The sequence below is a fragment of the Nocardia sp. NBC_00403 genome, assembly GCF_036046055.1.
In the GTDB taxonomy this organism is placed as follows: Bacteria; Actinomycetota; Actinomycetes; order Mycobacteriales; family Mycobacteriaceae; genus Nocardia.
Window position 1 is genome coordinate 3,657,532 of sequence record NZ_CP107939.1, and the last position, 26,257, is coordinate 3,683,788.

Below are 26,257 nucleotides of genomic sequence, written 5' to 3' on the forward strand. Positions count from 1 at the left end.
CGGGTCAGGGACGTGGGTTCGGCCGGTGCGGGCCGCGAAGCGCGGCGGCGCCGAACTCCAGCGCGGCGACGCGCAGGCGATGTCGCCGTGGCACGACCGCGCGTTTGCGGAAGATGGCGTAGTCGCCATTTTCGATCTGGTCGAGAATTCCCGCATACAGCGTGCTCGCGGTGCGAATGGCCGGTCGGACGCGCGGTTCCAGCAGGTCGATGCCTCGGTCGGCGACACGATAGATGTCGCGGTTGATCGCGATCAGGTGGGCGAGCGCCGTGCGCACCCGCTGATCGGTACGCCCGGTGCGGTGACAGTGGACCAGCAGGTCGTAGTCGACCCCGAACGCCGCGAGTTCGTCGGCGGGCAGGTACACACGCCTGCGATCGAGATCCTCGGCGACGTCGCGCAGGAAATTGGTCAGCTGGAACGCCTCGCCCAGTGCGGCGGCCGCGGGTTCGGCCTCGGACACCGGCACGACGGTGCCGAGTACTGGCAGCAACTGCAGTCCGATCACCGCCGCCGACCCACGCATGTATTCGCGCAACTCGGCCATCGTCGCGTAGCGGTCGCGGTACTGCGGCGTGCCGACGATGTCCATCCGCATCGCGTCCATGAACGTCCAGAAGTGCTGGTGGGCAATGTCGTAGCGTTCGATGGTGTCGGCGAGGGCGAGGAGGACCCGGTCCCGCTGTTCGCCGATCTGCTCCGACAGCGGGTTGCCTTCCAGGCGAAGGCGCAGCTGCTTCTCGATCCGATCGAGCAGTCCGGCGCAGTCCTCGCCGCGATAGGCGATCGCCGCAGGGTCGAGAGTTCCTTCGATGGCGTCCGTGTGGTCGACGATGTCATCGACTGTCCTCGCGAACGCGTAGAGCGCGTGCACTGCGGGTCTTCGCTCGGCCGACAACAGGCGGGTCGCCAGGAAGTAGGTGCGGCCGTGCGCCGCGGCGATCTGCCGGCATTCGCGGTATGCGCCGGGGAGTTCGGCGGCGAGATCTATCACGGAACCCGTTACGGCCGCGGCGGAACCGGTCACGGCCGGGACGGTGCCGGCGAATCCGCCGACGTGGTGGCCCGCAAGCGCAACGGGTCCACCTTCCGCAGCGACAGTGCCGCCACCACGGCGACGAAGGTCGCGGCGGCCACGTGCCGGAAGTCGTACAGCCCGATCGAACCGTCGGGCTGGAACACCAGCATGAGCCAGGTGCAGAGCCCGACCAGCACCATCAGGGTGGTGGTCGACAGCGCGAAGCCCGCGGCGAGCGCAAGCGGCCAGGAGTAGTACCAGGGCAGCGCGGCGGGGGAGAGGATGACGATTCCGACGAAGGCAATGAGGATGCCGAGCACGGCCTCGCGTTCGCTGTGGCGGAACCGCCACCACGTCCACACCAACACCGCGACCAATGCCACCGCACAGATTGTCCTGGTCACGCCGAGCACCGATTCCGTCCGCCACGGGGTGACCCAGGTGGTGACATGCGCCATGATCGTCGGAAGCGACAGCCAGTTGATGATCTTCTTCGAACCCGACAGCGCGGTCAGCCAGCCGATGCCGACACCGGCCGCCACCGAGGCCACCGCAAAGACCACCGCGAACACGCTGAGCCCGAGTCCGGCGATCTTGGCGAACATCTGTGCGGGGTGGGGCATTTCCGCGCTGGACTTGGCCGCATCCGGCTCGCCTTCCAGCGGCGCAGTGGCGCCGGGGGAATTCGCGGCTCGCTCCAGCGCCCGGCGTTCCTTCTCGTGCAACATCCAGATCCACACCAGGAACGGCAGCGCGATCCCGGCGGTCGCCTTGATGGCAACGCCGATCGCCACGACCACGATGCCTGCCACATGGTGGCGCTCCAGCACCAGCGCGATGCCCGCGCACATGAGGCCGACCATCAGCATCTCGTTGTGCACGCCGCCGATGAGGTGGATGAGCACCAGCGGATTGAGCACGGCCAGCCACAGCGCCACCGTCGGCTTACCGCCGAGATGTTTGGTCAGATACGGCACCGCCCACATCATCAGCGCGAGGCCGGGCAGCATGACCAGCCGCAGCGCGATCGTTCCCGCCACCACATTGTCTCCGGTGATGGCGGTGATCGCGCGGCCGAGTAGCAGGAAGACCGGACCGTAGGGCGCGGTCGTGGTGGTCCACACCGGGCTCACGTTGTCCAGCAGCACACCGGGATTGGCGACCGGGCCCACCTGGTAGGGGTCGAACCCGTCACGCAGCAGCGCACCCTGGGCCAGGTAGGAGTAGGCGTCGCGGCTGAACATCGGTGCGGCGAACAGCAGTGGGAAGATCCAGATGCCGACGATCGCGCGTAGCTCGTTGAGCGTGACGCCTGCCCCCGGCCGGTCTCCGAAGCCGATGGTGGTGCGGCCGAGCCGAACCCACGCGGTGATCATCAGCAGCACGCCGACCCAGATGACCATGGTGGACAACACCAAGCCGTGGCCGAATCGCAGCCAGGACAGGTGCATCGCCTCGAGTAGCGGATCGCGTTTGCGGACGCTGCCCGCGCCGAATCCACCGAAGGTGATCATCACCGCGCCGAAGAAACCGAGCAGCGCCGAATGCCCTTCGGGGCTGCGAAGGAAATCGGCCGAGGTCCGCACCCACCATCGGAGTCCGTGCGCGGACGTCACGATGGGCGCGGCGGTCCTGGACGCGCCGCGTCGGCTCGGCCGGGCGTCCGGTGTGCTCGAGGTGCGGTCCGCGAGGCTCGTGTTGGTGTTGATGATCGAGTCCTCGGTGTCGGCTGCGGCGCTGGCTTCGGGGGGTGGCATACGGTGTCGGTTCCCCCGGAGTGGTCGGCGGTCGCAACCGCGAGCGAATTAGGTCGGCGTTGAGTTTAGTGGTTCGCCGGGAACACTATCCCGGTGGTGCGTGGGGTTTCATCCCGAGCGGGGCTCGGAGCGCCGGTTATGCGGTTTGCTGCCAGTTTTCCAGATAGCAGAGTAGTGGGCACTCCCACACCTGGGGTGGTGCCGCAACCAGCGATAACTACATTGTCGCTGGTGCGTGGAAAATTGCGTGGACGAAATGGTCCGGTCTGCCGGAACAGGTGTGCCGCGGAGAACGGGGTACCGGCCAGCATGCCTTGTGCGCGCCAGCCGCTCGGGGTGTCGAGATGATCGACGGTGAAGTGTTCGGCGATGCCGCGGTAGCCGCGTGATTCCAGGATGTTCAGTAGCTCGCGCAGATAGAACGGGCCTAGCCGGTCCCAATCCAGCGGCGCCGATTCGAGATTCGGGCACGGCGCGAGCAGCGAGAACGGCTCGTGGCGGCCGTCGGTCCTGTCGATGTAGAGGGTGCGGTCGGTGAGCGCGGGCCGCGTCAGCAGCAGCGACGGATCGCTCATCACCCTGCCCTTCCCGCGTCCCGCCGCGATCTCGGTGAACGTCCGATCCCACGCCGCGCCGAAATCGATGGTGTGGTGCGCCTGCACCGGCCAGGTGGCGGCGACCTGCGCGGGGACGGTGCCGTGCGCGACGACGGCCGACGGCGCGGCGCGCAGCGGTCGGCGGCGGCGCACCCCGAATCGTTCGATGGCGCCGAGATCGGCGGTGAGCACCAGGGCGTCGCAGTCGAAGGTCCGGCCGTCGGCGGTGCGGACCCGCCGTGCACGCCTGCCTGCGTAGTCGATCGCGGTGACCTCGGTGCTCAGTGCCAGGCAGCCGCCCGCGGCGGTGAAGGCGTCCGCCATGGCGGCGGCGATGGCGCGCATCCCGCCCTCGGGGAAGTAGACGCCCAATGACGTGTCCATATGGGGGATCGCGCCGTACACGGCAAGCGCTTCGGCGGGCGGCATGCCCGCATAGAGCGCCTGGAAGGTGAACAGGCGGGCCAGCCGCTGATCACGCAGGAACCGGCCGACACGCGGCCCGAGCCTGCCGAACCCGCCGAGCCGCACCAGCGCGGCGAGCGCACGCCGCTTCTCGGGCTTGCGGACCATGTCCAGCGGCGAATCGAAGTTCGTATCCATGAACTCGCCGAACTCGGCCTCATAGATCTTCGCCAGCCAGGCGCGCAGTCGCCGATAGCCGCGCGCCTCCTCCGGCCCGCAGACCCGGGTCACTTCCTCGGCCATCGCCTCCGGGTCGGCGAACACTCGGATGGTGGCGCCGTCGGCGAATCGGGCGTGATAGCTCGGCGCGAGCCGGTGGACGCGCAGTGGCGGCGTGCAGGATTCCGGGGTCCGCCCCACGGCGGCAAGGGCGTCGGTGATCAGCTCCGGCAGCGTCAGCACGGTCGCGCCCGAGTCGATCTCGTAATCCGGTCCGCGGTACAGCCCGACGCGGCCGCCCGGGTGGTCGGCGCGCTCCAGTAGCGTCACGGTCCGGCCTGCGCCGGTCAGATACAACGCCGCGGCGAGCCCGGAAAGACCTGCGCCCACGACGACGACCCGATCGGTCGGTCCTGCAACGACTTTCACGCCGCACGCCTCGTCGCCGCCAGTGCCATCGCGCGCAGCTGCTGCTTGGCCGCCTGGGTGGCGGAGCTGGATTCGATGGCGGCCAGGCCCTGTTCGGTGAGGTCGGTGATGCGGCGTTCCACCTCGTCGACCGCGCCGAGCCCGGTGAGTACGGCACGCAGGTGTTCCACCTCGTCGGCGGTGAGATCGGTGCCGATGTTCGCGCGCAGCAGGGCGGCGGCGTCCGGGTCGGTGCGGTCGGCGCGCTGTAGCGCCTCGGCGATCAGCACCGTGCGTTTGCCCTCGCGCAGGTCGTCGCCGGAGGGCTTGCCGGTGACGGCGGGGTCGCCGAAAACGCCGAGCAGGTCGTCGCGCAGCTGGAAGGCGACGCCGATGTCGGTGCCGAAGGTGCGGTAGTCCTCGACCAGCCGCGGCTCGGCGTCGGCGATGGCCGCGCCGAGGTGCAGCGGACGTTCGACGGTGTAGGCGGCCGTCTTGTATCGGTTGATTCGGATTGCGGCGGCCACCGATTCGTCGCCGCCTGCCTCGCCGTTGATATCGAGCAGTTGCCCGCCGAGCACCTCGGTGCGCATCAGCGCCCAGACCGGCGCGAACCTGGCGATGGCGGCGGGCTCCAGCCCGGAGGCGTGCACCATATCGTCGGCCCAGGCCAGCGCCAGGTCACCGATCAGAATGGCGACGCTGGCGCCGAAGTGCTCGGAATCACCTGCCCAGCCGCGGTCGCGGTGGCGCTGCTCGAAGTCGACGTGCACGGTGGGGAAGCGGCGGCGGATGCGCGAGGAATCGATGATGTCGTCGTGGATCAGCGCGCACGCCTGCACCAATTCCAGTGCGGCACAGGCTTTCAGCACGGCCGCCGCGTCGGGTTCGGTGGGGTCGCCGCCCGCGCCGAGCCAACCTGTCCATGCGAATGCCGGTCTGGTCCGTTTGCCGCCGCGCAGAACGAACAGCACGAGTGCCTCGGCGGCCTGCACGAATACCGGTCCCAGTGGTTCGACCGCGGCTCGGCGGGTGCGGAAGAAGTCGGTGAGCGCCGCTTCGACGGCCTGGACGAAGGCGGGGGTACCGGCCTTCAGCGCTGCGTAGTCGATTGATGCGATGTCGCTGGACGCCGTCGACGTGCCTGCATCGGTCGACGGCGTGCCCCGAGGCGTATGGGTACCGGTTCCGGCGGACAGGGGAGCCTCCAAGGTCGTGCGGGTCGTGGACGGCGTCGGGTGCGTGCTGTCCCGGACGCAGCAAGTTTTCGGTGCCGGGCTGTCGCGCGTGTTGCTCGGCGGTGGCGACGGCCATGCCGCCTGGTCGCAGAATACGCGGCCGCAGGAAACAGCGGCCCTGGCGACCCGGCGAGGCTGCGACTGCCCACCACTACACTGGACCGGTGACTTTCGACAACGTACGGGGACCCTCGACCCCTGGCCGACCGTCCCCGACGCCACCGAACGTCTCTGGAACACCCTCGGTTGTGCAGAGCCTGCGGACCCATTCGAGCACTGCGGTGCCGTTCTCCGTGGAATTCAACCCGCCGCGCGACGCCACGGCCGAGGCCAGGCTGTGGCGTGCGGTGCGACAGTTCGAGCGGATGCATCCGGCCTTCGTCTCGATGACCTACGGCGCGGGCGGGTCCACCCGCGACCGCACCGTGCGAGTGACCGGCGCCCTGGCGCAGGAGACCACGTTGCTGCCGGTGGCGCACCTGACCGCCGTCGAGCACAGCCTCGCCGAACTGCGCTCGCTGGTCGGCGCGTACGCCGATTCCGGTATCCGCAACATCCTGGTGCTGCGTGGTGACCCGCCGGGCGATCCGCTCGGCGAATGGACCAAGCACCCCGAGGGTGTCGCCTATGCCGAGGAACTGGTGCGCATCGTGCGTGACCTCGGCGACTTCCACGTGGGCGTCGCGTCGTTCCCACAGGGCCATCACCGTTCGCCTGATCTGGATACCGATACCAGGTACCTGGCCGCGAAACTGCGTGCGGGCGCGGAGTATTCGATCACCCAGATGTTCTTCGACGTCGAGCACTACCTGCGCCTGCGCGATCGGATGGCCGCGTGCGACCCGATCGAGGCTGCCAAGCCGATCATCCCCGAGCTGATGCCGATCACCTCCCTGCGCACCGTCGCGCGCGCCGAGGAACTGTGCGGCCGCCCGCTGCCCAGTGCGGTTATGGAGCGGCTGCACCGGGCCGCGGGCGACAACCCGGAAGCCAACCAGGCCGCGGTCCGCGAGGTCGGCATCGAGATCGCCACCGAAATGGGCCGGCGCCTCATCAACGAAGGCGCCCCCTGCCTGCACTTCATCACCCTCAACTTCGCGAAGGCGACCAGCGAGGTCCTCACCAACCTCGGCTACGGGGTGACGGCCGCGCCGATCAGCGCCTGATCGGTCGAGCCTGGATCAGTCGGTCGGGTCCACCAGCGCCCGCGCCCGCCGCATCGGGGTGGCTGCCGAGGTGACGCAATACCGGCGCAACAGCTCCCGGTGATAGCCGATCGACGGTCACCGGGAGATTCGAGCCCGAAGTAGGACAGACAGGTGATCCGGCGGCCTCCTCGGTGGAGCCCGCCGGATCGGGTGCTGCGGTTCAGGCAGCGCGGGCTGCGCGCAGCCGCCATGCCTCGGCGAGCAGGCGATGGGATTCGAGGCGGTCCTCGTGGTCGTAGGCGATGCTGGTGACGAGGAGTTCGTCGGCGCCGGTGACGCGTTGCAGTGCGGCGAGCCGTTCGGTGACGGTGGCGGGTGCGCCGACGAACTGGGTGGCCAGGCGGTCGTCGACCAGGCGCTGCTGCTCCGGCGTCAGCGCAGTGGCCTGGTCCGGATCGAGATAGTCGGCGGCGCCCGCTCCGCTACGGATGCTGTGCACCCAGTGACCGTAGGTGGAGGCCCTGCGTCGTGCGGTGGCATCGTCCGGCGCGACGACCACATCCGCCGAAATCACCACATAGGGCTCGGCCAGCTGGGCCGACGGCCGGAAGGCCCCCCGATAGGCATCGACCGCGTCCAGCGCGGTACCCGGTGCGACGTGGTAAGCCGCGGCGAACGGCAGACCGAGTTGCCCGGCGAGTTCGGCACTTTCGCCTGCCGAGCTGCCGAACAGCCACAACTGCACCTGCGCGCCCTCGCCGGGAACCGCGTGCAACGCAACACCATCGGCGCTCGTGTAGGTGCCGTCGAGCAGTGCGCGGACCTCGTCGACCTGGTCGGCGAAGTCCAGCGGCTGTGCGCCCTCCTGCTGCAGCGCGGCGATCGAAGCGATGAACTTCGACCGGTCGGCGATCCGGCCGGGATCGAACGGCGGCGGGACCACCACGCCGTCCCTGATCTCGGTGCGCCCGGTCACCGTGTCGAGCACCGGATGACTCTTCTTCGGATGCTCTGGTTGTGCACCGAACTGGGCGCGGCGGTGCCCGGACCGGCCCAGGCCGAGATCGAGGCGACCCGGGTGCAGGGCATCGATGGTGCCGAACGCCTCGACGATCGCCGCGGATGTGTGGTGCCCCACCTGCACCGCACCCGAGCCGACCCGGATGCGCGAGGTGGCCGCGGCGACTAGACCGATCAGCGTGATCGACGAGGAACTGGCCACCGAAACGAAATGGTGCTCGGCCAGCCAATACCGGTGATAGCCCCAGTCTTCGGCGTGTTGCGCGAGATCGATGGTGTTGCGGATGGCCTGCTGCGCGGTCGACCCGGCGCTGATCGGCGCGAGGTCGAGGATGGACAGTGGGACACTCATGCCGACCTGCCGAACCGCGGATTCTGCTCTCCCGCTTCGATGGCCACGCGCAGCCGGTTCTCCGCGGGCGCCAGCGGGCACGTCGCGAATTCGGTGAAGGCGCAGGGCAGGTTCGCCGCTCGGTTGAAGTCGAGCCGGACGGTGCCGTCGGAGTCGGGTGCGTCCACGGCCAGCGAGCGGGCCGCGGGGTAGGTGGTGACACCGCTGGTGGCGTCGGTGAACAGCACCCGCAGGTTCGCGGGCTCACCGAAGGCGATGACCCGTTCGGTCACCTCGCCGATGCGGAATTCGATAGTGCCCGCGGCAGTGTGGTGATGTTCGAGACCGTCGACAACGGCGCCGGTGGTCACCGTCTGCGGTGCGTCGAACGGAACGAATCGGCCCTCGACCACCCAGTGTGGATCGGGTGCGTAGGCCGGGATGCCGTCGAACCTCAGCAGTGTCGGCGCGGCCGGATCGTGTACTCGTACCGCGTACTGTCCGGTGCGGCGAATTACTTCCAGCACTCGATCCTCGTGCAGCACAGTGAGTCCGGGTGCACCTTCGGCGGGGGTGAGGATCTGCACGCCCGCGATGCCGGTGCCGTCGAACTCCAGCCGATCGGCGGGCTGTGCGGTGATGAATACCTTGTCGTCGGTCACCCACCAGGTTCCTGGCACCCCGGGCAGGCGCTCGGGTCGGTCGGTGAGCCAATGCAATCCGGTCAGACTCAGGAAGCCGAGCGGGTCGCGCAGCTGATCCTCCCTGGCGTGCTGCCAGGAAGCCCACTCGGTCTCGAAAAGTGTTGTGGTGCTGGTGGTCATGACGCTCGGGCTCCTTCGTGTGCGGTGCTGCGGTGGTTCTGGTGCGGGTGGGGCAGGCCGAGATGGTCGCGCAGGGTGGCGCCGGTGTACTCGGTGCGGAAACTGCCGCGTTCCTGCAGCTCCGGTACCACGCGCTCGACGAATTCATCGAGCCCCGCGGGGGTGAGATGCGGGACGAGGATGAAGCCGTCCGCGGCGTCTGCCTGTACATAGGTGTCGATCTGTTCGGCGACCGCGGCCGGCGTGCCGACGAACTGCTGGCGCGCGGTGACCTCGATGATCAGCTCACGGATGCTGAGCTGCTCCGCCTCGGCCTTCGCGCGCCATCCCTCGGCCACGGCGCGCGGGTCCTTGGCGTGGCGTACCCGGCCGCGGGTGATGGTGGCGTCGCCGGATGGTTCGACATCGGGCAGCGGCCCGTCCGGGTCGTAGCCGGAAAGATCACGGCCCCACACCTGTTCGAGGAAGGCGATGGCGGTCTGCGGGCCGACCTGCTGGAGTCGGATGTGCCTGGCCCGCTCCTGCGCGTCATCGGCGGTGTCGCCGAGCACGAAGGTCGCGGCGGGCAGAATCTTCAGCTCGTCGGGGGTGCGGCCGTATTTCGCCAAGCGGCCTTTTACATCCGCATAGAACTGCTGCCCGGCTGCCAGCGAGCCGTGCCCGGTGAAGATGGCGTCTGCGCTGGCCGCACCGAACTCCCGGCCCTCGTCGGAATCGCCTGCCTGCAGCAACACAGGGTGTCCCTGCGGACTCGGTGGCAGCACGAACCGGCCCGAGATATCGAATTGTGTATTGCGATAGCTGATTTCGGGAACATCGCGGGCGAAAACGCCCGCCTCGCGATCTACCACCAGCGAATCGCCCGGCCAGCTGTCCCACAGCGCGCGGCTGACTTCGATAACCTCGGCGGCCCGCCGGTAGCGCTGACTGTGCTCGAGATAGCCGCCGCGCCGGAAATTTTCGCCGGTGAAGGCATCCGACGAGGTGACGACATTCCATGCCGCCCGACCACCCGAGAGATGATCCAACGTCGCGAACTGCTTGGCCAACTCGAAGGGCTCGTTGTAGGTGCTGTTGATTGTGCCCGCCAGCCCGAGCTTGTCGGTGACCGCGGCCAGTGCATTCAGCACGGTGAACGTATCCGGTCTGCCCACGACATCGAGATCGTGGATCCGTCCGAGATGTTCGCGCAGCCGCAGCCCCTCGGCAAGAAAGAAGAAGTCGAACAACCCGCGCTCGGCGGTCTGGGCCAGATGTACGAACGACTCGAAATCGATCTGACTCTTCGATGTCGGATCACTCCACACGGTGGTGTTGTTCACCCCCGGAAAGTGCGCGGCAAGATGAACCGCCTTGCGAGGTTTCCCACTCATCACAGCGTCCCTTCCGAAGTAGCGGTGGAGGTTTGCGCGTAGCGGCTGGCGGGCCGCGCCAACCCGAGGCGTGACCGCAGCATTCCTGGGCTGCTGCTGTCCGCACGTGTTGTCGGGATTCGCACGCCTGCTGGGTGCCCTGAACGGGTGGGGACCCCGTGCAGGGGTGCTGTGGCGAGGAGGCGGAGGGCGGCAGGTGCGGCGAGGGGGCGCAGGATGACGCCGTCGGTGGCGCAAGCGCGGAGGGTGGTGATGAGCTCGCGCAGTGTGTCCGGAGTGCCGAGGTGGCGCAGCGTGTTCGGTGCGTTGGTGTCCGCCGTGGCGATCGGGTCGGCCCAGCGGTCCAGCTGAGCCACCTCGTCGTGCGCCGCAGCCACCGTGTCGGCCAGGTGGATGTCGATATCCAGCAGTACTCGGACCTTGTCCGGATCGCGGCCCGCGGCCGCGAGCGCGGCACGCAGCGCCGCGCGTCGTGCGGCCGCCGCGTCGAGATCGGCGGCGGCGACGCGGATCAGGTCGGCGTGGCGGACCGCTACCGCCGTGCTCGGTGCGTCGGCGGCGCGGATCGTGATGATCGGCAGACCCTGCGGAGCACGCGGGGTGATCGACGGGCCCTTGACCGAAAAGTTCTCGCCGACAAAGTCGATGTAGTGCAGCTTGTCCCTGTCGATGAAGCGGCCGGTCGACTGGTCGCGGATCTCCGCGTCGTCCTCCCAGCTGTCCCACAGCCGCGTGACCACGTCGATCGCCTCGTCCGCCTCGTGCCACAGCGCCGCGCCCGCCTGGGCGTCCTTGCGGCCGAATACCCGTGCCTGCTCGGCGCCTTCGGAGACGGTGACCTCCCAGCCCGCGCGGCCGAGCGAGGCGAAATCGAGGCTCGCGATCGCCTTGGACAGATGGAACGGTTCGGTGTGTGTTACCGCAGCCTGTGCGATCAGTCCGATGCCGTGGGTGCGCGCGGCGACCCTGGCGGCGATCGCGATCGCATCGAGCACGCCCCTGGCGACCCCGGCCCCGCCCTGCTGCACGCCGAACGAGTCGGGCACGAAAACCGCGTCCACCCCGGCGCTTTCGGCGGCCGCGACCGTATCCACCCAGTAGCCGCCGGTGAACAGATCCTCGGCTCGTGAATCGTCGCGCCGCCACGACGCCGGATGCACACCGGTTCCGGTGAGCTCCACACCGAGGAAGAAATCCGAATCAGGCATCAGCGCGATCCTTTCCAGTCGATTCGAGGGGCGGGTAGTGCGCTGCGGTGGCGATCTGTGCGCCGTGGCGGCCGGGTCCGGCGAGGATGTGCATCAGAACTGCCCTTTCGTGACGGCGGCGTGGGCGGGGATGGCCGACAACAGTTCCCGGGTGTACTCGTGCTGGGGGTTGTCGAAAATGTCGGCGGTGTGGCCGGTTTCGACGATGCGTCCGTTGCGCATCACCGCGACCCGGTCGCTGATCCGGCGCACCACTGCCAGGTCGTGCGAGATGAACAGGTAGCTCAATCGCAGTTCGGCCTGGAGGCGCTCGAGCAGTTCCAGGATCTGGGCCTGCACCGAAGCGTCGAGCGCGGAGACCGGTTCGTCGAGTACGAGCAGGTCGGGGTGCAGCGCGAGCGCTCGCGCGATGGCGACCCGCTGCCGCTGCCCGCCGGACAGTTCGGCGGGTCGCCGCCGGCTGAACTGCTCCGGCAGCGCAACCTGTCCGAGTAGTTCCCGCACCCGCGTCTGCCGGGCCTTGCGGTCGCCGACTCCATACGCGCGCAACGGTTCCTCGATGATCGACCCGACGCGCCAGCGTGGGTCGAGGGAGGCGTAGGGGTTCTGGTACACCACCTGGAAGCGCCGGCGCAGCGCCCGCAGCTCGGGTCCCCGGACCGTTGTCAGCTCGCGTCCATCGAAGGTGACCGCACCGCTGTCGGGTTCGCAGAGCCGTAGGGCGATGCGTGCGGTGGTGGACTTGCCGGAGCCGGATTCGCCGACGAGCGACAGCGTTTCGCCCCGTCCGAGGTCGAAGCCGACGCCGGCGACCGCGGTCACCGATCCGCCGGAGTGCGCACGGAAGCGCTTGTGCACCTCGCGGACCGAGAGCAGCGGCTTTTCTTCGGGGTGGCGGCGCGGCCGGAACCCGCCGAACGGAGCCAGGCTCGGCGATGCCGCGAGCAGGCGCCTCGTGTAGGGGTGCCGCGGTTCGGCGAGCACGGCTGCGGTGGGACCGGTTTCGACGATCTCGCCGCCGTTCAGCACCACCAGGCGATCGGCCCGCTCGGCGGCCACCGCGAGATCGTGGGTGATCAGCAGGACGGCCGTGCCGCGGGCAGCGATCTGCGCGGCAAGCCCATCGAGCACCCGGCGCGCCACCGTCGCATCCAGCGCACTGGTCGGCTCGTCGGCGATCACCAGCTCCGGCCCGCAGATCAGCGCGGCCGCGATCAGCACCCGCTGTCGCTGTCCGCCGGACAACTCGTGCGGATACTGCGTGGCCCGCAGTTCCGGCCGATCGAGCCCGGCCTCGGTGAGCAACTCCACGGCCCGCCGCTCGGCATCGCGCCGGTCGGCCAGACCATGCACGATCAACGCCTCGGCGACCTGATCGCCCACCCGCTGTACCGGATTCAACGACAGCCCGGGATCCTGCGGGACGAATCCGATCCGAGCCCCGCGCAGTCGCCGCACCGCCCGTTCGGACCCGGTGTCCACGATCTCCCCGTCGAAAGTGACCGTCCCGCCGTTGATCTCGGCATTCGGCCCGAGCAACCCGATCACTGCCTGCGCGAGCGTCGACTTACCGGAACCGGATTCACCGACCAAGGCGACAACCTCACCACGTGCCACGGTGAGCGAGGCACCGGCCAACGCGGTGACGGGACCGGAGTCGGACCGGTAGCGAACATGGAGACCGTCGATGCGAAGGAGCGCGGCATCGGGTGCCGATGATTCGACCCCGATCGCGCCGGGGGCGACCGGGTCGGCGCTGGTACCTACCGGCGCTTCGGCGACCGTCACCAGCGGCCGGCCGCCGGCCGGCCCGTCACCTTCGCTCGTTTGTACCGCGTGGTGATCGGCCGGATGGACGCTGCGGAAATCGTTGTCGCTCATGCGTGCTCACTCCCGCTGACGGTGCGGCCGAGGCGCTGGGCGGCCAGGACGACCGCGATGATCACCAGGCCGGGCAGTGTGGTCATCCACCAGGCGGTGGCGAGGTAGTTGCGGCCCTCGGAGATCAGTGAGCCCCATTCGGGAGTAGGCGGTTTCGCGCCGTAGCCGAGGAAGCTCAACGCCGAGACCGAGAGCACCGCCATGCCGAACTCGACGGCGGCAAGAGCGAGCACCGGCTGGTAGGCGTTGGGCAGCACGTGCCGGGCGAGCACGCTGTACCAGCGGACGCCGGAGGCGTGCGCCGCCTCCACGAACGGTGCTTGGCGTACCCGCAGCACTTCCGAGCGCATCACCCTGGCGAAGTTGGCGACCAGCGAAACACCCACGGCGATAGCCACATTGCGGGTGCCGAACCCGAGCGCGGTGACCAGAGCCAGCGAAAGCAGCAGCGCGGGAATCGACAGCAGCACGTCGACGAATCGCATGATGAGGGTGTCGACGACGCCGCCGATCGACCCGGACAGCAAGCCGAGCACCGACCCGGCGACCAGCGCGATCGCCACCGCCGAAAGCGTTGCGGTCAGCGAAAGTCCCGCACCGTGCACCATCCGTGTGTAGAGATCGCGGCCGAGATTGTCGGTGCCGAACCAGTGCTGAGCGCTCGGCCCGCGGAACTTCTCGGCGGGCACGCCGGTCAGCGGATCGCCACTGGCGAACACCGACGGCGACAACGCCCACCCCAGCGCGATCAGCACGACCAGGACGGCGATGATCTGCGCCGCATTGCCGCGCAAGGTCTTCCCTCGCAATACTGGCCGCCGCAACCACGGCGCTGCCACGCTGCGCCGCTCGTCGAGTACGTCAACCATGGACGTTCACCTCCGCAATGTTGTCGATGCGCAGCCACGGCGCGAAGGCGAAGCCGAGGGAAGGCCATTCCGGCAGCAGAGCCAGTACGGTGTTGTCGTGCACGACGGGTGCATCGCGCCACTGCGCTGATCTGCGGTCGGCCGGAAAGGTGTGTGGAGCCGGCGTCGATGGGGTAGTGCGGCGCCACGAGAGCCCCAGTCTTTTCGGCAGCGATGCCGCGGGTAGATCAGGCACGGGCACCCACCTCCGCGCCGGTGGTGCTGTCGGCGGTGGTCCGGTTCGGCGCACGACGGGTGCGCCCCGCGATGCGCGGATCCAGCAGCGGATAGAGCAGGTCCACCGCGAGATTGACCGTGACGAAGACAGCCGAGGTCAGCAGCACGATGCCTTGCACGACCGGAATGTCCTGAGCGAGCACGGACGTCTGGGTGAGACGTCCGACGCCGGTGCGGGCGAACACGGTCTCCACCACCACCGATCCGGCCAGCATGTTGCCGACCAGTACACCCGCGATGGTGAAGGTGGGCAGCGCCGCCGAGCGCAGCACATGCTTGCGCTGCACCCACCAGCGCGAACCGCCCTTGGCCACGGCCACATCGACGAACGGCTGCCGCCACGTCGATTCCAGTCCGGTCGCGAGCACCTGGGCGATCACCGCGCCGATCGGGATGGCGAGGGTAATGGCGGGCAGAATGGTTCCTGCGAAGCCGTGGCCACCGAATGCCGGCACAAGCCGGAACTGGAACGAGAACAGTTGCAGCAGAAGCAGTCCGGTCCAGAAGGTCGGCACCGAAACGCCGAGCGAAGGCAGCGACCGCAGCGTGTTGCGCAGCCAGGGGCGCCGCGAGTACGTCGCGGCGAAGGCCACCGACACACCACCGACGGTCGCGAAAAGCAATGCCGGCGATGCCAATCCGAGCGTCGAGGGCAGCGCGTCACCGATCGCGTCGGTGACCGGTTGGCCGGTCGAGATGGAATGACCGAGGTCGCCGCGCACCGCCTGCGTCAGCGCCGTCCAGTACTGCTCCCACAGTGGACGATCCAGCCCATACCTGGCCTGCAGTTCCGCGACCGCGGCCTTGTCCACCGCCGTGCCCGAACCGCCCGCGTCGGCGGCGATGGACACCGGGTCGGCGGGCAGGAGGTAGAGCACCACGAACGAGATGCTGAAGGCCGCCCACAGCACTCCCACCGCCTGCAGTGCTCGCAGCGTCACGTAGCGTGCCATCGCTACCGCCCACTCAGCCAGGTGTCGAAGAACTGCAGTCGCGCCGAGGCCTCGAACTTCAGATCCTGCACGTTGCCGCCGGCACCGATGGCCTGCGACAGTTCGACCGTCGGAATCCACAGACCCGAATCCAGTACTGCCTGCTGCGCGGTGCGGATGAGGGCGTTGCGTGCGGCGGCGTCGCCGGTGCTCAACTGTCCGTCGAGTGCGTCGTCCAGCGTCGGGATACGCTCGCGCACATTGAGATTGCGACTATCCACGCTGAATGCGCTGCGCAGGATGTCGCCGTCGGCGCGGGTGCTGTTGTAGTAGACACTGTCGTAGTCCTTGGCGTTCTGCCGCGCGGTGTACTCCGCGGCCGCGACCAGATCCAACCGCAGTTCGACGCCGATCTGGCGCAGCTGCTGCTGCACCAGTTCGAGGATCGCCTGATTGCCCGCGAACACCTGGCTGAACAGGACCGAGAAGGTCAGCCGCTCACCGTTCTTCACGCGAATGCCGTCGCCGCCCGGTGTCCAGCCCGCCTGCTCGAGGATGCTGCGTGCCTTGGCTTGGTCGAAGGGCAGTGTGGCCGACAGATCCTGATAGCCCGGCGTGGTGCTGGCCAGCGAGCTCGTCGCGGTCTTGAATTGCGGGCCGAGCACGGTGTCGATGAGCTGCTCGCGGTCGATGGCAGGCAGCAGCGCCTGGCGGACCGCCGGATCGCGCAGTGGTCCGCGGGTGACATTGGGCTGGAAGCCGAACGGCACGCCCGGGTTCGCGGTGCTCAGCACGCGCCCGCCGGTCGCCTCGATCTGGGGCGCGTCCTGCGGCAGGGCGTCGCTGATGGCATCGAGTTGATTGGAGCCGAGACTTCCGGTGCGGACTCCGGACTCGGGGACGACGGTGAACTCGATCTTGTCGAGGTAGGCCTCGCCGCGGTGCGCGAACACCGCCGAACCCCAGTGGTATCCGGCGCGTTTGGCCAGCGTCGCCGAGGCATCCTGCCGGTAGTTCGCGTAGGTGAACGGGCCGCTGCCGACGTTGTCGCCCGCGCAGCGTTGTTCGGCGGGTTTCGCGGTGGTGACGTCGGCGAGGATGCCGAGCTGCGCGGTCGAGGTGGCCTGCAGGAATTGGGCATTCGGCTTGCTGAACTCCACGCGGGCGGTGAGCTTGTCCACCGGAGTGGTCGCAACATAGTTGGTGAGATAGCTCGCGCCGAGCGGCGCCTTCGCCGCGCCCAGCTCGAGGACCGAGTCGAAGGTCTTCTGCACCGATTCCGCGGTCAGCGGCGTGCCGTCGCTGAAGGTGACGCCGTCGAAGAGGTGGAAGGTGAAGACCTTCGCGTCGGGGGTGACCTCCCAGCTCTGCGCAAGCCAGGGCTTCAGTTCGCCGGTCTTCGGATCCTGATCGGTCAGCGAATCCACGATCTGACGGCTGACATACAGCGTCTGATTGGTGCCAGACTGTGCGGGATCCGAGCAGGTCGGCGCCACCGACAGGCCGTAGCGCAGCGTGCCACCCGGCTTGGGCGGGCCCGCGTCCGCGCCGGTCCCTGCCGAATCACTGCCGCAGGCGGCGAGGCTCGCGGCCGCGGTGACGGCTGCGGCCACGGCCGCGATTCGATAGCGGGGTCGGATCACTGTGGTACTCCAGATGTTTCGGTGCGGACGAGGTCGCCCTGCGAATCGAGGTCGTAGTCGGTGGTGGGTCGAACGGGATGGTCGGTGGCCGAGTTCACGGCCAATGGCCTGCTCTGAATCCGCCTGCGCAGTTCCGGGGCAACTGCGGACTGGAACAGCTCGAGGCTGTCGCGGTGCGCAATTGCGGTGCGTCCGTCGCGATCCGCGGCCAAGTGGGTCACCTCGTGGCCGAAGTGCTCGTGCTGACGGCTGACCTTGTCGATCACCTGCTCCGGGCTGCCGACCAACGCCGAGCTACGGGCGAGGAAGTCGTCGAGGGTCTCGAACACCACCGGCAACCCGAGCTTGCGGGCCAGCGCGAGTCGCGCCTCGAAGATCGGCCGGAACACCTCCGCGGCCTCCTGCGAGGTTTTGGCCACGTGGAATCCGGCGGTACCCGCGCCGACCATGGCATCGGCGGGGTCGTGCCCGTAGAACTCCCACCGCTCCCGGTAGTGGCGCACCAGCTCGGCATACGGCTCGATGGGATTGGTGACGTTCGCCGAGAACAGCGGATCACCGTGGCGCGCGGCCAGTTCCACCGAGTCGCGACTCGTCGCGCTGCCGTGCCAGATGCGGATGCGCGGCTGCCACGGCCGTGGCAGCGCCTTGGCCGCGCGGAGTTCGGGCCGGAACCGGCCGGACCATGTCACGCTGTCGCTGGCCCAGAGCTCCCGGAACAGCTCGTAGCCTTCACGATTGCGGTCCCACTGATCGTCGGTGGTGACGTGGAACAGCTCCGCCTGCGCACTGCCGTTGCCCTTGCCGATGATCAGTTCGAGTCTGCCGCCGGAGAGATTGTCCAGCGTCGAGTAGTCCTCGAAGGCGCGCACCGGATCCAGCAGGCTCAGCGTGGTGACCGCGGTGAACAACGAGATGCGCGAGGTGACCGCGGCGATGTGGCTCAGGATCACCGGCGGTGCCGCCGACAGGAACGGATCCTCGTGCCGCTCACCGACGGCGAACCCGTCGTAGCCGAGCTCTTCGGCGATGCCCGCCTGCTCGATGACATTGCGCAGGCGCTCCCTGGTGCCGGGCAGCCGTCCGGTTATCGGGTCCGGAACCCGGGTGACCAGGGTGAAAAGCAGGAACTTCATGCGTGGGCTCCTACCGGGTCGGAGGCGGGATGTGGGGCGGGCAGGTACTTCTCGAAGGGATGCGGGCCGATCTCTTCCGACGGGATGTCCGGGTCGTAGAGCGCGGTGTAACCGTGGGCCAGATACAGGGCGACGGCCTCGGGCTGGCGCGGACCCGTGATCAGGTAGATGCGGCGGTAGCTACGCCGTGCGATCTCGGTCTCCAGCTGTTCGAGCACGAAGAGCCCGAGTCCCTGCCTGCGGTGCTCACGTGCGGTCCAGATGCGTTTCAGCTCGGCGGTGTCGTCGTCGTAGCGTCGGAAAGCGCCACCTGCCACGGGTTCGCCGTCGCGGGTGACGACCAGCAGCGCACCGTCCGGCGCCGCGAACTCCGCGGCCGGATAGTCGCGCAGCGAGTCGTGCACCGCACCGACGGTCCGGCCGTAGCGCCTGCTGTATTCGACGGCGAGTTCTGCGAGCAGGGGCGTGGCCAACGGATCGTCCTGGGCGACCGCGTGCACGCACAGCTCGGGTCGTGTTGCCGGGGAAAGTCGCCGATTCGAGGAAAGTCGCTGTGTCATCGGGCTGTCACGACTTCTTCGGCAGGCCGGGCGGGTTGATCCGCGAGCTGGTCACCGTTTCGGTCTTCAGCCCCCACCGGTCGATGACCTGCTGGTAGGTGCCCGACCGGATGGCGTGGTCGATGGCCTTGTGCACCGCGCCGATCAGCCCGTTGTCCTTCTTGGTGAGCACGCCGATCTCGCCCTGGAGCGCCTCGCCCGCGCCGGAGAAGGTGGCCACGATCTTGGTCTGATCCGCGGTTGCCGCGTGGTAGATCGCGGTGGGGTTGGGTCCGATGTAGCCGTCGAGGCGATGCGAGGCGAGCGCCAGATAGTAGTCGCTGGTCTTGTCGAAGTAGGCGATGTCGATGGCGGGCAGTTTGTCGGCGGCGTTCTGCTCGTTCCACTTCACCAGCAGCTGTTCCTGGTTGGTGCCGGTGCCGACGCCGATACGCTTGCCTGCCAGGCTCTTACGATCCCGGTAGTCGAGCGTGCTGTCCTTGGGGATCTCGAGTGCGACGTTGTCGGTGCGGTAGGTGGCGAAGTCGTACTTCTCTTTGCGTTCCTCGGTGACGGTGACATTGCTGATGAACGCGTCCACCTCGCCGGAATCCACCCGGACGAAGTTCTGTGTCCAATCTGCCACCGTCGCTTCGAGTTTCAGTCCGAGGATGTCGGCGATCAGGGTGGCGAAGTCGATCTCGGAACCCACCACGGTCTTGTCGTCGGTGGCGTAGAAGCGCAGTGGAGGTGCGGTGCCGGACGCGCCGGTCACCACCAGGGTGCCGCGGTCGCGAATGGATCGGGGCACCTCGGCGGCGATGGCGTCGACCTTGGCTGTGTGCACCCGGCCCGATTGGGCGGGGGAGAGGTCGAAGGCGACCGTGCCCGCAGGCGCGACGACGGTATCCTCGTCGGGATCGGTGCCGCAGCCGGAGACCAGCACAGCGACCGTGGCGGCGACGCCGACCAGGGCGGAGAACTTCATCGAATACCTGTTCATCAGGGGAGCGCGCATCGTGCGCTCAGCGGACTCGGGACAGAAATGCGCGGGTGCGCGGATGTTCGGGGTTGTCGAGAACCGCGGCGGGTGCGCCCTGCTCGACGATCGCGCCCGCATCGAGGAACACGACAGTGTCGGCTACCTCGCGGGCGAAACCGATCTCGTGGGTGACGATGACCAGCGCGGTGCCGCCGTCGGCAAGTCCGCGGATCACGTCGAGAACCTCGCCGACCAGCTCGGGGTCCAGCGCGGAGGTGGGTTCGTCGAAGAGGATCACCGGCGGTCGCAGCGCCAACGCCCGTGCGATCGCCACCCGTTGCTGCTGTCCGCCGGACAGCCGCCGCGGGTAGACATCGGCGAGCTCGCCGATGCCGACGCGGTCCAGCAGCGCCTTCGCCTCGCGCTCGATCTCCTGACGGGGGCGGCCCTGCGCGGAAATCGGCGCGAGCGTGACGTTGTCGAGCACTGTCAGATGCGGGAAGAGATTGAATTGCTGGAACACGAAACCGATGTGCGAGCGCTGCTTGCGGACCTCGCGGTCGGACAGTGCGTGCAGAGTGTTGCGGCGCTGCCGATATCCGATCAGCTCGCCGTCGATGTGTACGGTGCCCGCCGCTAGCGGCTCCAGATGGTTGATCACCCGCAGCAGTGTCGATTTGCCGGAACCGGAGGGGCCGATCACGGCGACCACTTCGCCTCTGGCGACGGTCAGATCGATGCCGCGAAGCACCTCGTGTGCGCCGTACGATTTGCGCACGCCACGGACCTCGACGGCGGGAGCCGCTCCGGTGCGCTGCTCGACTGTGTCGAGTGCCCCGGCGCTCATCGGGTCGCTCCACGCGGTGCGGCCGAACCGATGTCGGCAATCTCGCGCAGCCGCTGCCAGGCCCGCTGCCACGGTGTCGGCGGCGGTGTGCGCTGCGCGCCCCTGGCGTAGTGACGTTCGATGTAGAACTGCGCCACCGACAGGATCGTGGTCAGGATGATGTACCAGACCGTGGCGACCATCAACAGCGGCACCACTCGGCCATTGCGGCCGTAGACCACCTGGACCTGGTAGAAGAGTTCGGCGATCGCCATCACCGACACGATCGAGGTGCCCTTGAACAGGCTGATCACCTCGTTGGTCGCGTTCGGCAGGATGGAGCGCATCGCTTGGGGAACGACGATGGTGCGGAACTGGCGCAGCCGCGGAATACCGAGCGCCGCCGCCGCTTCCAGCTGGCCGGGATCGACGGAGATGAAACCGGCGCGGATGATCTCGGCCGAGTACGCCGCCTGGTGCAGTGCCAACCCGATCACTGCCGCGCTGAACCCGCTGATCACGCCGTTCACCTCGAAGGTCAGGAATGAAGGGCCGAACGGGATTCCGAGGGACAGGGTGTTGTACAGGTAGGCGAGGTTGAACCAGAACAGCAGCTGCACGATCAACGGAATCGATCGGAACGCCCAGATGTAGACCCACGAGATCACCCGCAGCACGGGATTGTTCGACAGTCGTGCGATCGCGAGCAGGGTACCGATCAGGAACCCGAGCGCCGTGCCCCACAGCGTGAGCTCCAGCGTGACCCGCAGCGCCGACAGCACCGACTTCGCGGTGAAGTACTTCGCGAACGTGGACCAATCCCAGCCGGGATTGGTCACCAAACCATGGACGAACTGTGCAAGCAGCACCAGCGCCACCGCACTGATCACCCACCGCCACGGATGCCGCGTCGGAGCAACCTTCAGCGCGGGCGTGCTGCGTGCGGCCGCCACGTTCTCGGTCGCGGTGGTTGCGGGCACACCGATGGCGGCGGTGGATCGTCCAGCGGAGGTCGTCGCACCCGCGTTGGGCGGATGGGCGATGCCACGGGACTCGACGGTGCCGGAAGTGGCGGATTCGCCGGATGCCGGGGTGGCGGGCTCGCCGGGTGCAGCCGTTGTGCCGGGCGCGTCGGGGGAGCCGGGTGCACCGCCGACGGCGGCGGCTGGGCCGAAGACGGCTGCGCCGGATGCGATGGACGCACTCATATCGAGGTCCTTCGAAGAAACGAACGAGACCGGCCCCTCATCAGGCGGTCACATCACCCGGCCAGTGACGGGTGCTCAGTCTGGCGGTGCGGTCAGTCGCGACAGCTCGCGGCGGTGATGTGGCACTGGTCGACATGGCGACGTGCCCAGCGGTTGACGCATTGCTCGGTGATCATTTCGGTTCCTCCATCGTTCCCGGCGGAAGCACCCGCACCCGGCGAGCGGGGGGTTGCTGCGACGTCGACGAGCCAGGTCTCTCGGTCGCTCTGGATGGTGCGACCCGCGGCGAGCGCGGGCCGTCGAAGGTCTAGCCGAAATAGCATGCGAAGTAAGGGCACTCCAGAACAAGGTTACGAATCAGCGTGAGCGCAGCCCTTGTCCGAGCGTCCGGTGCCCGCGATCATTGAGCCCGTCGTCGCGAGTAGCGCCTACGTTCTGGCCCGAAGCGCAGATCACGGGTGTGCGACGCGCCGGAAAGTTGCTATCTCGAAGAATTCCTGCTGTACGAGTTTGCTGAAGTACCCTGACCTCGATCGTGCCGACGTTGAGGAGGGTCCACAGTGACCGTTGTGCGCCGTCTGACCACGCTTACCGCCATCGCGGCCAGTGCTGCCGCGCTGGCCCTTGCCGCCCCTGCCACCGCCTTCGGCGCCCCGGCTGCTCCCGCTGCCCCTGCGGCTCCGGCTGCTCCGGCAGCGTCCGCCGAGCAGCCCGGTCTTGCCCGGACGGTCGCGCCCAACGATCTGGCCGGCACGTACCAGTCGGCAGTCGAGGCGCTGCGCGTCCTCGGCATGGACCCGTTCCTGTACCCGACCGCCGCGGCATTCTGCTCCGACGCCACTACTCTCGGCCTGGTCCCCGCCGTCGCGGGCGCCATCCCGGGCCCGTGGCCCAAGAACGCCATGAAGATCCCCGGCCTGGACCTCACCGCCGTCGAAAAGGGCGAGGTCATGTTCACTTTCGTGCCCTATGGCGTCGCCCCCGACACCTCGACCGAGTCCGGCATGCGTGTCGCCTGGGTGAACCTGAAGAACGGGCGCAGCGGCCTCACCTCGATGGGCCCACTCTCCGATATTTTCCGGGCTATGGTCCCCGACCAGGTCCCCGCGGAAGTCCGCCCTCTCGTCGAGCGGGCGATCCAGGACTTCTTCTTCGCCACCCTCCCGGCCGGCGGCATCCGCGCCGTCCCCGTGGACACAGGCTCGGGAACGGTGCTCGCCGCGATCTTCGGCACCGTCGAAAACGACGGCAACACCTGCTTCTTCCTCCCGACCATCGGCATCACCACGGTCAAATAGCCAGCCCGGCCCGACCCTTTCGGCCGTCCATCCGCCGCACCGTGTCACCACCGGGCACCCTGTGTAGAAGGTGTCCGGTCGCGACACGGTGCGGCGGACGGGCCGGGTGGAAGTGATGCAGCCGAGAGGCAGCCAACTCTCTGGGCTCGGTGGGTTCCAGCGGCCGGCTATGCAGGAGCCTCGGAGAATATCCACTGGGCGCGGCTGGTCAGGCAGTGACCGCGCGGTCTTTCCAACGGAGCGTGCCATGCCGATGAGCGCGGCGGGATGCTATCCATAGACCCAGGTATGCGCCGATGGACAGTGGATGAGCAAGGGCTGCAAGGGTATCCGCTGCTGCGATAGGCCAAGGGAGCTCGGTGGAACGGGACAGTAAACGTCCTGCCACGGCGGCGAAGTAGCCGAGCAGACCGGCTTTACGGACCGCGCCGCTGCCCACGACGGCAGCCAGCGGCGGAATCCAATAGCCCAGCGCAGCAATCGCTCCGACGGCCGCTCCGGCCGCTGCGGAGCCGCCGTAGGTCGACCACAGCCATCGGGTGTAGCCCGCTTCCAGTTCAGCGGCGCCACAGTACATTCTGGTCTCCGCCTGGCGTCCCGCGGCGACCAGCGCGGTGCGGAAGCCATTGCGGCGCAAGACTCGAGCGATATCCAGGTCCTCGGTGGGACTGGCCGCCACCGCGCCATGGCCGCCGACGGCGCGGTAGGCGGCGGTATCGAAGACGAGGAACTGCCCGCAGGCGACCGCTGTCGACGGTTTGCTGCTGCGGTTGGCGATCGAAATCGGCAGCGTGGACGCCCACGACCAGCACAGCAGCGGTTGCACCACGGCCTCGGGCACCGATCCGGTTCGCTGTCTCGGCCACGGCGACAGCAGTGCGACACCACGACGGTGGAATTCGGCTGACGCCGAAGCGATCGCATGCGGTGCCAGCCGGACATCGGCATCGAGAAAGATCACCGTGGGTGCGTCGACGAGCTCGGCCAACCGTGCGCAAGCCGCGGCCTTGCCCGTCCACCCCGGACCGGGCTCGATCTCGTTGCGCAACACCATGAATCGCTCGTCGCCTGCTATCGCGTCGATGGCTGCGGCATAGGTGTCATCGATGGAGGCGTCATCGAGGATCAGCACCCGCAATCGGGGGACCCCGACCTGCGCCCGCAGATCGCCGATCAGCGCGGGTAGCCGCACCGCCTCGTTACGCGCAGGAACGCAGACGGCGATCGGTTCGACGACAGGGGTGGCGACCTCGGGCAGTCTGGACACGGTCAACCGGTTGTAGAGCGCGATCGCACTGCCGGTCAGCGCAATACCGGTGCCGAACCGGGTCAGCGCCAGTGCCGATGGACAGAGATCCGCGTCGGCGGGCCGTCGGGTCACGCGCTCGGTCACTGGCTCAGCGGCGCCGCCGCGGCTGCCACAAGCTGCTGAACGAGAAGCCCTCGGGCGCGCCGGGCGGCGCGGGGTTGCGGTTCATGAAGGCCAGCGCGGCGACGATCGCGGCGACCGCAAGGGTGATGCCGCCGACGATGCCCGCCCATCCTGCGAAGGAGCGGGTGTTCGGGTCGGCGTAGCTGACCTCGGCGCGCAACGTGGACACATCACCGGGCGGCAGTTTCCACGACACGGTGGAATCGTCTTCGCGGTTGCCGTTGGTCTTGGCGACGCGCGACGGGAACGCCACCGTGAACTGCACGTCCGAGCCGTGCGGCGGAACGGATTTCAGGTCGACCCTGCCGGTGAGACTGACCAGGTCGCCGGTGCGCTGGAACTGCAGGTTGAACATGCCCTGTGTCTGTTCGGACAGGCCGCCGAGTTGGGAGACCTCACCGAAGGAAAGATCCTCGAAGAACACCTTGCTGCCTACATACCCGTCCTGGTTGTAGGGCTCCACCCGGACCTTCGCCGCCAGCGAGTCGGGCGACTTCAGCTGCGGGCCCTTGTCGTTGGGGTCGACCGGGACGACCGCGGCGACGATCCGTCCCGACACCCGGTCATTGGACGACACGCCCATCGATACCTGCACGCGCAGGCAGCCGGCGAGCACGGGCACCAGCAATGCCGCCAGCAGAACTGCCGCCGCGACCCTGACCCCTAAGCGAGGCGAGCGCGGCGAGGGTAGAACCTGAGCATCTAGCGGCGTGGTGAGAGGACTCGGCTGCACGGGTCACATCGTGCCAGGCCATCGGTTCAGATGGCCACGCGACGGGCGGAACCGTCCCCGTTGTGTCGCCCTCGGGACCGACGCAGCCGCACTACCAGCGGTACTCCGAGAATCCCGAGCCCGATCCCGCCGTAACAGGCCGAGGCGGGCAGCCCCAAGAACACCGCGTGTGCGAGCGCGGACCCGAGCCAGGTCCACAGGAAAACAACGACCGGGACCGCGATGGTCGACCGCGACGGCCGCACGTCGCGCGCGGTGCGTTCCCAACCGGTCAGCGCCAGGGCCATCAGCAGCGCCACCGCGAACCAGCCCAGATAATTGGTATATGGAATCCCGGCGAGCCCTGGCAGCCCCGAATCGCCATCGCACCAGCTCCACTGCCCATCGGCGACCATCTGTGGATCCAGAAACAGGTCCCACCCCACCGTACCCACCGCCGTCAACCCGATCCGGCCGACCGCCCGGCGCGTGAGGAAACCGGCCACCACCCAGACCGGATACAGCCCGCCGGTCCACGCCAGCGCCACCACCAGCGGCACCCCGGCCACGGCAGGACCGAGTCTGCCGTCCGCGTAGTCGTAACAGCCGAACGGGAAACCCGTTGCGGTGCCGATGATCTCGGCAAGCAGCCCCGACCCCGACACGATGACCAGAAATCCGGCGGCATATCTCGGTCCTCGAGTCATCCCGGCATGGACCAGCGCGGTGGCCGCCGAAAGCAACACCACCACGACGGTCACCTGATCGCGGCCGACCCCCGAGGTCAGCGGATAGGCGATCTGCGCGAGGACCAACAGCATCGCCGAGAGCGCGGGAATCAGGTCTCGCGGCCGTGGTGTAACAGCGGTCGCGTCAGCGGATCCCGTCGTCGCGAGTTGCCGCAGGAGCGTCGCGGCATAACGCCCCACTCTGCCCGGGCCGCCTGGATCGGCCACTGGTCGACGCGGCGCATTCTGC

Annotated in this window: 22 protein-coding genes and 1 riboswitch; of the genes, 2 read left to right on the forward strand and 20 right to left on the reverse strand. The window is 68.3% G+C overall.

All coding sequences use genetic code 11. From position 1 onward, the window contains the following. Positions 1-4 precede the first annotated feature (4 nt). The 4 genes from OHQ90_RS16110 to OHQ90_RS16125 all read right to left on the reverse strand — a co-directional run bounded on the left by OHQ90_RS16110 (position 5) and on the right by OHQ90_RS16125 (position 5,614). Positions 5-1,027, reverse strand: a complete 1,023-nt coding sequence (locus OHQ90_RS16110; RefSeq protein WP_328411352.1) for a phytoene/squalene synthase family protein — start codon at positions 1,025-1,027, stop codon at positions 5-7. Continuing rightward, positions 1,024-2,775 (reverse strand): alpha-(1->6)-mannopyranosyltransferase A, encoded by a 1,752-nt coding sequence (locus tag OHQ90_RS16115; RefSeq protein ID WP_328411354.1) that lies wholly within the window; start codon positions 2,773-2,775, stop codon positions 1,024-1,026. Before OHQ90_RS16115 ends, OHQ90_RS16110 begins: the two co-directional genes overlap by 4 nt. A gap of 65 nt (positions 2,776-2,840) precedes the next feature. Then, positions 2,841-4,424, reverse strand: a complete 1,584-nt coding sequence (gene crtI, locus OHQ90_RS16120) for a phytoene desaturase family protein (protein WP_328411355.1) — start codon at positions 4,422-4,424, stop codon at positions 2,841-2,843. Beyond that, entirely contained in the window at positions 4,421-5,614 is a 1,194-nt protein-coding gene (locus OHQ90_RS16125; protein WP_442941408.1) for a polyprenyl synthetase family protein, read from the reverse strand. Before OHQ90_RS16125 ends, crtI begins: the two co-directional genes overlap by 4 nt. Positions 5,615-5,805: 191 nt before the next feature. Here OHQ90_RS16125 and OHQ90_RS16130 point away from each other — a divergent pair, with 191 nt between their 5' ends. Then, positions 5,806-6,807 (forward strand): methylenetetrahydrofolate reductase, encoded by a 1,002-nt coding sequence (locus tag OHQ90_RS16130; RefSeq protein ID WP_328411357.1) that lies wholly within the window; start codon positions 5,806-5,808, stop codon positions 6,805-6,807. 202 nt (positions 6,808-7,009) lie between these two features. Here the strand turns inward: OHQ90_RS16130 and OHQ90_RS16135 are convergent, their stop codons facing one another. The 13 genes from OHQ90_RS16135 to OHQ90_RS16195 all read right to left on the reverse strand — a co-directional run bounded on the left by OHQ90_RS16135 (position 7,010) and on the right by OHQ90_RS16195 (position 21,582). Beyond that, a complete protein-coding gene (locus tag OHQ90_RS16135) occupies positions 7,010-8,161 on the reverse strand; it encodes an LLM class flavin-dependent oxidoreductase (protein ID WP_328411359.1) in 1,152 nt (383 codons plus the stop codon). After that, entirely contained in the window at positions 8,158-8,964 is an 807-nt protein-coding gene (locus OHQ90_RS16140; protein ID WP_328411361.1) for a DUF1684 domain-containing protein, read from the reverse strand. The genes OHQ90_RS16135 and OHQ90_RS16140 overlap by 4 nt, the downstream gene beginning before the upstream one ends. Beyond that, complete coding sequence (locus OHQ90_RS16145) at positions 8,961-10,337, reverse strand: NtaA/DmoA family FMN-dependent monooxygenase (RefSeq protein WP_328411363.1); 1,377 nt, start codon at positions 10,335-10,337, stop codon at positions 8,961-8,963. Before OHQ90_RS16145 ends, OHQ90_RS16140 begins: the two co-directional genes overlap by 4 nt. After that, the gene (locus tag OHQ90_RS16150; protein WP_328411365.1) at positions 10,337-11,545 is read right to left on the reverse strand and encodes an LLM class flavin-dependent oxidoreductase; all 1,209 of its coding nucleotides are present in this window, start codon (positions 11,543-11,545) and stop codon (positions 10,337-10,339) included. Before OHQ90_RS16150 ends, OHQ90_RS16145 begins: the two co-directional genes overlap by 1 nt. A 93-nt stretch (positions 11,546-11,638) precedes the next feature. Further along, positions 11,639-13,426: an ABC transporter ATP-binding protein gene (locus OHQ90_RS16155; RefSeq protein ID WP_328411367.1), complete on the reverse strand. Its 1,788-nt coding sequence runs from the start codon at positions 13,424-13,426 to the stop codon at positions 11,639-11,641. Next, positions 13,423-14,295 (reverse strand): ABC transporter permease, encoded by an 873-nt coding sequence (locus OHQ90_RS16160; protein ID WP_328411369.1) that lies wholly within the window; start codon positions 14,293-14,295, stop codon positions 13,423-13,425. The genes OHQ90_RS16155 and OHQ90_RS16160 overlap by 4 nt, the downstream gene beginning before the upstream one ends. Before the next feature lie 227 nt (positions 14,296-14,522). Then, positions 14,523-15,524: an ABC transporter permease gene (locus OHQ90_RS16165; protein WP_328411371.1), complete on the reverse strand. Its 1,002-nt coding sequence runs from the start codon at positions 15,522-15,524 to the stop codon at positions 14,523-14,525. A gap of 2 nt (positions 15,525-15,526) precedes the next feature. Continuing rightward, entirely contained in the window at positions 15,527-17,146 is a 1,620-nt protein-coding gene (locus OHQ90_RS16170; RefSeq protein ID WP_328411373.1) for an ABC transporter substrate-binding protein, read from the reverse strand. Continuing rightward, a complete protein-coding gene (locus tag OHQ90_RS16175) occupies positions 17,143-18,282 on the reverse strand; it encodes an LLM class flavin-dependent oxidoreductase (protein ID WP_328411375.1) in 1,140 nt (379 codons plus the stop codon). Before OHQ90_RS16175 ends, OHQ90_RS16170 begins: the two co-directional genes overlap by 4 nt. Continuing rightward, entirely contained in the window at positions 18,279-18,842 is a 564-nt protein-coding gene (locus OHQ90_RS16180; RefSeq protein WP_328411376.1) for a GNAT family N-acetyltransferase, read from the reverse strand. Before OHQ90_RS16180 ends, OHQ90_RS16175 begins: the two co-directional genes overlap by 4 nt. 7 nt (positions 18,843-18,849) lie before the next feature. Then, a complete protein-coding gene (locus tag OHQ90_RS16185; RefSeq protein ID WP_328411378.1) occupies positions 18,850-19,839 on the reverse strand; it encodes an ABC transporter substrate-binding protein in 990 nt (329 codons plus the stop codon). Positions 19,840-19,846: 7 nt separating this feature from the next. After that, positions 19,847-20,650, reverse strand: a complete 804-nt coding sequence (locus OHQ90_RS16190) for an amino acid ABC transporter ATP-binding protein (RefSeq protein WP_328411380.1) — start codon at positions 20,648-20,650, stop codon at positions 19,847-19,849. Continuing rightward, positions 20,647-21,582 carry an amino acid ABC transporter permease gene (locus OHQ90_RS16195; RefSeq protein WP_328412876.1) on the reverse strand — a complete coding sequence of 312 codons (936 nt, stop codon included), beginning with the start codon at positions 21,580-21,582 and terminating at the stop codon, positions 20,647-20,649. Before OHQ90_RS16195 ends, OHQ90_RS16190 begins: the two co-directional genes overlap by 4 nt. Positions 21,583-22,020: 438 nt before the next feature. Continuing rightward, a riboswitch (SAM riboswitch) is annotated at positions 22,021-22,114 on the reverse strand. A 283-nt stretch (positions 22,115-22,397) separates the two neighbouring features. On the opposite strand from OHQ90_RS16195, the gene OHQ90_RS16200 reads away from it, so the two are divergent. Next, entirely contained in the window at positions 22,398-23,135 is a 738-nt protein-coding gene (locus OHQ90_RS16200) for a hypothetical protein (protein WP_328411382.1), read from the forward strand. Between the two features lie 208 nt (positions 23,136-23,343). On the opposite strand, the gene OHQ90_RS16205 is transcribed toward OHQ90_RS16200, so the two are convergent. The 3 genes from OHQ90_RS16205 to OHQ90_RS16215 are packed head-to-tail and all read right to left on the reverse strand — an operon-like array spanning position 23,344 to position 26,100. After that, complete coding sequence (locus OHQ90_RS16205; protein WP_442941409.1) at positions 23,344-24,528, reverse strand: glycosyltransferase; 1,185 nt, start codon at positions 24,526-24,528, stop codon at positions 23,344-23,346. A gap of 4 nt (positions 24,529-24,532) precedes the next feature. Then, positions 24,533-25,300, reverse strand: coding sequence for an LppM family (lipo)protein (locus tag OHQ90_RS16210; protein ID WP_442941410.1), 768 nt, complete (start codon positions 25,298-25,300; stop codon positions 24,533-24,535). A 26-nt stretch (positions 25,301-25,326) separates the two neighbouring features. Continuing rightward, the gene (locus tag OHQ90_RS16215) at positions 25,327-26,100 is read right to left on the reverse strand and encodes a carotenoid biosynthesis protein (RefSeq protein ID WP_328412881.1); all 774 of its coding nucleotides are present in this window, start codon (positions 26,098-26,100) and stop codon (positions 25,327-25,329) included. Between the last annotated feature and the right edge of the window lie 157 nt (positions 26,101-26,257).